Raw genomic sequence first — 6,437 nt, forward strand, 5'->3', positions numbered from 1 at the left:
AACAGGATTTCCGTGGGACGGCAAGTCCGGTAAAATAGTCGGCTTTATCGAATTCCAAGCAAGTCACTCCATGTCCGTCGAACTCGCCCGCATCGCCGAAGAAGTTGCGCATCGCCGCACCTTCGCCATCATCTCCCACCCCGACGCCGGTAAAACCACGCTGACGGAAAAGCTGCTGCTGTTCTCGGGCGCCATCCAGATGGCCGGCACCGTGAAGGGCAAGAAAGGCGGCAAGTTCGCCACCTCCGACTGGATGGAGATCGAAAAACAGCGCGGCATTTCGGTGGCGTCGTCGGTGATGCAGTTCGACTATCGCGAGCACACGGTCAACCTGCTGGACACCCCGGGCCACCAGGACTTCTCCGAAGATACCTATCGCGTGCTGACCGCCGTGGACAGCGCGCTGATGGTGATCGACGCGGCCAAGGGCGTGGAAGAGCAGACCATCAAGCTGCTGAATGTCTGCCGCCTGCGCAACACCCCCATCGTCACCTTCATGAACAAGTGCGACCGCGAAGTCCGCGATAGCCTGGAACTGCTGGACGAAGTGGAAAACGTGCTGAAGATCCGCTGCTCGCCCATCACTTGGCCCATCGGCATGGGCAAGACCTTCCGCGGCGTGTACAGCCTGTTGAACGACGAGGTCATCCTATTCGAGGCCGGCACCGAGAAGCTGGTATCCGACATCGAAGTGATCCAAGGCATAGACAACCCGCGCCTGGACGAACTGTTCCCGCTGGAAATGGAACAGCTGCGCATGGAGATCGAACTGGTCAAGGGCGCCTCCAACGAGTGGAATCTGGACGAATTCCTGGCCGGCGAGCTGACGCCGGTCTTCTTCGGCTCCGCCATCAACAACTTCGGCGTGCGCGAGATCCTCAACGCGCTGATCGACTGGGCGCCGGCCCCGCAACAGCGCGACGCCACCGTGCGCAGCGTGGATCCCAAGGAAGCCAAGTTCTCTGGCTTCGTGTTCAAGATCCAGGCCAATATGGACCCGAAGCACCGCGACCGCATCGCCTTCCTGCGTGTCTGCTCCGGCCAGTTCGAGCGCGGCATGAAGATGAAGCATCTGCGCCTGAACCGCGAGATCTCCGCCAGCTCGGTGGCGACCTTCATGTCGCACGACCGCGAGATCGTGGAAGAAGCGTTTGCCGGCGACATCATCGGCATCCCCAACCACGGCAACATCCAGATCGGCGACAGCTTTTCCGAAGGCGAAGAGCTGGCCTTCACCGGCATCCCGTTCTTCGCGCCGGAAATGTTCCGCTCGGTGCGCATCAAGAACCCGCTGAAGCTGAAACAGCTGCAGAAAGGCTTGCAACAGCTGGGCGAAGAAGGCGCGGTGCAAGTGTTCAAGCCGCACAGCGGCGGCGATTTGATCCTGGGCGCGGTCGGCGTGCTGCAGTTTGAGGTGGTAGCCAGCCGCCTGGCGGCCGAATACGGCGTGGACGCGATTTTTGAATCGGCCAGCATCTGGTCGGCGCGTTGGTTCACCTGCGACGACCGCAAGAAGCTGGATGAATTCGTCAAGACGCTGCAGATGAATATCGCCACCGACGCCGGCGGCAACCTGGCCTATCTGGCGCCCAACCGCGTCAATCTGCAGCTGACGCAGGAACGCTGGCCGGACATCGTGTTCCACGAGACGCGCGAGCACGCGGTCAAACTGAACGACTAAGCATCCATGCGCACCTTCCTCGACCTGATCGCCTTCCTGCGGGAAAACTACTCGCACGAGATTACCCGCTCGCTGCTGCTGATTCTGACGCTGCTGATCATCCGCATCGTAGTCGACCGGCTGCTGGCGGCGAATCAGGGCGTGCCGGTCGAGGAGCGCCGCCGCTGGTCGGTCAACACCCGCAACGGCCTGTTTCTGGCAGGTCTGGCCGGCATCGGCTTCATCTGGGCCAATGAGCTGCAAACGCTGGCCGTTTCCATGCTGGCCTTCGCCGCGGCGCTGATCCTGGCCACCAAGGAATTGATCATGTGCCTGTCCGGCGGCGTCGTCCGCCAGATGTCCGACAGCTATGGCCTGGGCGATCACATCGAGATCGGCACGGTGCGCGGACGGGTGGTCGACATCGGCCTATTGTCGACCACCGTGATGGAAATCGGCCCCAATCACAGCTCGCATCAAATGACCGGCCGCGCCCTCACCTTCCCCAACAGTCTGCTGCTGTCCACGCCGGTGATACGGGAAAACTATATGGGCGAATACGTGATGCATATCATCAATGTGCCGCTCGCCTACACCGTGCCGCCCGCCCAGGCCGAGCGCCTGCTGATGGCGGCCGCGGAAAACACCTGCCTGCCGCATATGGAATTGGCGCGGCAGCACATGGAAGAAATGGCCAAACGCTACCTGGTGGACATCCCGTCGGTGGAGCCGCGCATTTCCATTCAGCCATTCGACGAAAAGCGCTATCAATTGATCTTGCGCATCGCCATCCCCGCCCGCGAAAGGCAACGTATCGAGCAGGCCATCCTGCATCAGTTCATGGCCGCCTGCTATCCGGCAGCCGCCGACTAAGAAATAGAGCAAGAACTCCAAACATCGTATACAATTGCGCTACGCGAAGCCCTCACCAGCCGGTGGATCATGAGTAAAACCAGAATCAAAACCTACGACCGCATCATCCAGGAAAGCCTCAAGCTGTTTAACGAACAGGGCGAGCGCAGCATCACCACCAACCATATCGCAGCCCATCTTGGCATCAGCCCGGGCAATCTGTATTACCATTTCCGCAACAAAGAGGAAATCGTATATCAGATATTCATAATGTACAGAGAGTTCATCAACCAGCGCCTGGCCGTGCCGGAAGACCGCAAAATGACGGTCGATGATCTGGTGAACTATCTGGACACAGCCTTCCTGGCGATGTGGCAGTTCCGCTTCATGTTCTACGACTTGCCGGGCCTGCTGGCGCGCAATCCGCAGATGCAGTCGGAGTACCACCAGTTCGTCAATACCGAGCTGAAGAACATACTGGGCGAACACTTCCGCGAATTCATCCGGCTGGGCCTGCTGAAAATGGATGAAGAGGATATCGAGGCGGTCAGCATCAATATCTGGCTGGTGGTGAAATTCTGGTTCGCCTTCGAGCAGACATCCCGCCCCAAGGCGCCCATCACCGAGGAGTCCGGCCATCGCGGCGTGCTGCAGGTGCTGGCCCTGCTCAAACCCTATGTGCAGCCGGAATACATGCACGCCTTCCGGTCTTTGTACGAAAGACACACTGCGCAAAAAGCGTCTTGACCAAAGCAACAAAGCCACCCTGGGGTGGCTTTGTTGTTTATGCCCTGCCGCATGCGTCAGGCCGCCTGAGCTGCCCCCGGCACCAGGTAATCGCCCAGCTCGCCGGCAGCCAACAGCTCGCGCAAATAATTGCCCGGTTTTGTGCCGATGTACTCAAGCTGACGCCCGCCCAGCCGCGCCACCGCGCCATCCGCGCACACTTCCATCTCCGCCTCCAGATTCCACAGCGTCGACGGCGCATCCGGGTCCGCCGGCTCCAAGGACACCGTCAAACGGAAACGGCCATCGCGGGAATACACATCCAGCAATCCCAGCAGCCCCAAGTTGTTGCGGACATCGGCATCGTCCGCGTCGAAAGCACCTGCAGTCAAAGCCTGCAGGACCAACACTTCAGGAAAAGTTGTAGTCATGGCTCTACCCCGAGGGTTTCCCCTCATAAACAAGCTATTGGATTATTGTGACTGCCTGGCGCAAGGCTTGTGGCCCAGGGTCGGCAATCCGACATTCACTGATGTCTACCCTCATCATGCGGACAATTGACTGCCGAGACAATGCCCGCCTAGGGAAAACCCATACGCGGGGGATTAGAACTGTACTTTTGGACACTGACGACATGGCGCGCATGTCACACTCTCAGGCAAATCATGACAAAAATAATATAAATTCATAAAAAAATTCCATTCGTTTACTGAAGCAAGGCGGACGCAAAAAAACCCGGCAAGCCGGGTTTTTCATCCACCACTCAAGCGACAAACCTCAGGCAAGCACCTTGGCGATCGCAGAGGCGACGTAATCGACATTCTTGCTGTTCAACGCAGCCAGACAGATCCGGCCGGTGGACACGGCATAGATGCCAAACTCCTCGCGCAAACGCTCGACTTGCGCCGCAGTCAGGCCGGTATACGAGAACATGCCGCGCTGCGCCGTGATAAAGGAGAAATCGGCGGCCACGCCATGGGCCTTGATCGCCTCCAACAAAGCCAGGCGCATGGCACGGATGCGGTCACGCATGCCCGCCAGCTCCTCCTCCCACTGGCGACGCAGCTCAGGACTGGACAGCACCGTCGCCACAATCGCCGCGCCATGTATAGGCGGATTGGAGTAGTTGGTGCGGATCACGCGCTTGAGCTGCGACAGCACGCGAGACGACTCATCCTTGCCGGACGTCACGATCGACAAGGCGCCCACGCGCTCGCCATACAGCGAAAAGCTCTTGGAGAAGGAGCTGGCGATGAAGAATTGCAGGCCGGACATAGCGAACAGGCGAACCGCCAGCGCATCGGCGTCGATGCCGTCGGCGAAGCCTTGATAAGCCATGTCCAGGAACGGCACCAGGCCGCGCTCGCGGCAAACGGACACCACCTCCTCCCATTGCGCGGCGGACAGATCGGCGCCGGTCGGATTGTGGCAGCAGGCGTGCAGCACGATGACGGAGCCGGCGGCCAGCAATGCCAGACGCGCCTTCATCGCGGCGAAATCGACGCCGCGCGTCGCCGCTTCGTAGTACGGATAGTTTTCCACTTCAAAGCCGGCAGACTCGAACAAGGCGCGATGGTTCTCCCACGACGGGTCGCTGATGTAAACCTTGGCAGCGGGGTTCAGCCGCTTCAGGAAGTCCGCGCCTATCTTCAAGGCACCGGTGCCGCCCAAGGCCTGCGCAGTCACCACCCGGCCAGCCGACAGCAGCTCGCTGTCGGCGCCGAACAGCAGCTTCTGCACTGCCACGTCGTAAGCGGCCGAGCCTTCGATAGGCTGATAGCCGCGCGCGGGCAGCGCCTCCAGCCTAGCCTTTTCCGCCGTCTGCACCGCCGCCAGCAGCGGAATCTTGCCGTCATCATTGGAATAGACGCCCACGCCAAGATTCACCTTGGTGCCGCGGGTATCGGCGTTGAAAGCTTCATTCAGACCAAGAATGGGGTCGCGGGGCGCCAGCTCCACGCCGGCGAAGATCGAAGAGGTCATATCAGACTCCATGAATTTGCAGATGGGCCGACACGCTTCAGTCGACCATGAAAAACGGATTGCGTTGTTGCCTTGCGAAGGCACGTTGTTCGCTGTCGAACAACAGTCTAACACGTCCAGGGCCGGCGCCGACAGGCCCGACGCCTGGCCGGCGCGGCAGGATATTGCGCCGCTCGGCGTCCAAATCGCCTATGATGGCAAAATCAACAAGCCAAAAGCCCTATCCGTCGTCATCCTGCCGATTTCACGCCACATGGAGACAAACATGAGAAAAGGCATTCTGTTGTTCTGGCCCTCATTCATCATCGCCGTGCTCGTAACCGTCGTCTTCTACTCCGTATTCGACCCCGCCGAGCTCACCCTGCACGGGCACGCGCTGTTCGCCGACAAGCTGACGGCCTATTCCGTCTTCATGCTGATCAGCTGGGCCTTCGGCGCGCTGAACACCTCCATCGTACTGCTGCTGGAGAAAAGCGCCCGCGACATCAACGGCTTCGCGCCGCCGCCCGTCATCAGCGGCGACGAAGACGGCTCCCCGACTTGAATCCGCCAAGAAAAAGGCCGGACAGCATGGTCCGGCCCTTGTTTTTTTAGATCACTTTCAAGCCCTTCAACATCACCACCAGAATCAAGGCCGGCGATACGAAGCGCAACACGACGAACAGCACCCGGAGCAGGCCCTCGTTATTCAGCTTGCCGCCATTGCTCAACGCGTCGCGGAAGCGGTCATAGCCCCACACCCAACCAGTGAACAGGCAGAGGAAGATCCCGCCCAAGGGCATCAGCACATTCGATGTGACAAAGTCGAACAGATCGAACATGGTCATGCCATGCAGCTTGAAATCGGCCGCCAAACTATTGGACAAGGCGCAGCCCGAGCCCACCACGGCCAACAACAGCAGATTGATCACGGTCGCCTTGACGCGACTGATGCCGAAACGCTCGCTCAGCACCGACACCGGCACCTCCAGAATGGACAGCATCGCGCCGGTGGCGGCGATCGCAGTCAGCACAAAAAACACCACCATGAAGACGTGGCCCAGCGGCATGCTGGCGAACACCGCAGGAATGGTGATGAACAGCAGCGACGACCCGGCCGCCGGCTGGAAGCCAAAAGCGAATACCGCCGGGAAGATGGCGATGCCGGCCAGCAGCGACACGAACAAGTCGGCGCACATCACGCGGAAGGTGGTGGCTGGAATGTTCTGATCATCGC

General features: G+C 59.8%; 6 protein-coding genes and 1 pseudogene. 4 read left to right on the forward strand and 3 right to left on the reverse strand.

The window, feature by feature from the left end; genetic code table 11:
- Positions 1 to 70: 70 nt before the first annotated feature.
- The 3 genes from BI343_RS05315 (at position 71) to BI343_RS05325 (ending at position 3,259) form a co-directional block, all read left to right on the forward strand.
- On the forward strand, positions 71 to 1,681 hold the full coding sequence (locus BI343_RS05315) for a peptide chain release factor 3 (RefSeq protein ID WP_071108940.1): 1,611 nt from the start codon (positions 71 to 73) through the stop codon (positions 1,679 to 1,681).
- A 6-nt stretch (positions 1,682 to 1,687) separates the two neighbouring features.
- Positions 1,688 to 2,533, forward strand: coding sequence for a mechanosensitive ion channel family protein (locus BI343_RS05320; protein WP_071108941.1), 846 nt, complete (start codon positions 1,688 to 1,690; stop codon positions 2,531 to 2,533).
- Positions 2,534 to 2,602: 69 nt separating this feature from the next.
- A complete protein-coding gene (locus BI343_RS05325; RefSeq protein ID WP_043625371.1) occupies positions 2,603 to 3,259 on the forward strand; it encodes a TetR/AcrR family transcriptional regulator in 657 nt (218 codons plus the stop codon).
- Between the two features lie 56 nt (positions 3,260 to 3,315).
- On the opposite strand, the gene BI343_RS05330 is transcribed toward BI343_RS05325, so the two are convergent.
- Together BI343_RS05330 and BI343_RS05335 are read right to left on the reverse strand one after the other, a co-directional pair.
- Positions 3,316 to 3,669, reverse strand: a complete 354-nt coding sequence (locus BI343_RS05330) for a hypothetical protein (protein WP_071108942.1) — start codon at positions 3,667 to 3,669, stop codon at positions 3,316 to 3,318.
- A 346-nt stretch (positions 3,670 to 4,015) separates the two neighbouring features.
- On the reverse strand, positions 4,016 to 5,221 hold the full coding sequence (locus tag BI343_RS05335) for an amino acid aminotransferase (RefSeq protein ID WP_071108943.1): 1,206 nt from the start codon (positions 5,219 to 5,221) through the stop codon (positions 4,016 to 4,018).
- 10 nt (positions 5,222 to 5,231) lie between these two features.
- Here BI343_RS05335 and BI343_RS20265 point away from each other — a divergent pair, with 10 nt between their 5' ends.
- Positions 5,232 to 5,765, forward strand: coding sequence for a hypothetical protein (locus tag BI343_RS20265; protein WP_244886575.1), 534 nt, complete (start codon positions 5,232 to 5,234; stop codon positions 5,763 to 5,765).
- Positions 5,766 to 5,811: 46 nt separating this feature from the next.
- On the opposite strand, the pseudogene BI343_RS05345 reads toward BI343_RS20265, so the two are convergent.
- Positions 5,812 to 6,437, reverse strand: a pseudogene (locus BI343_RS05345) (SLC5/6 family protein); the annotation flags it as partial.

Source organism: Chromobacterium amazonense (assembly GCF_001855565.1).
GTDB classification, from domain to species: domain Bacteria; phylum Pseudomonadota; class Gammaproteobacteria; order Burkholderiales; family Chromobacteriaceae; genus Chromobacterium; species Chromobacterium amazonense.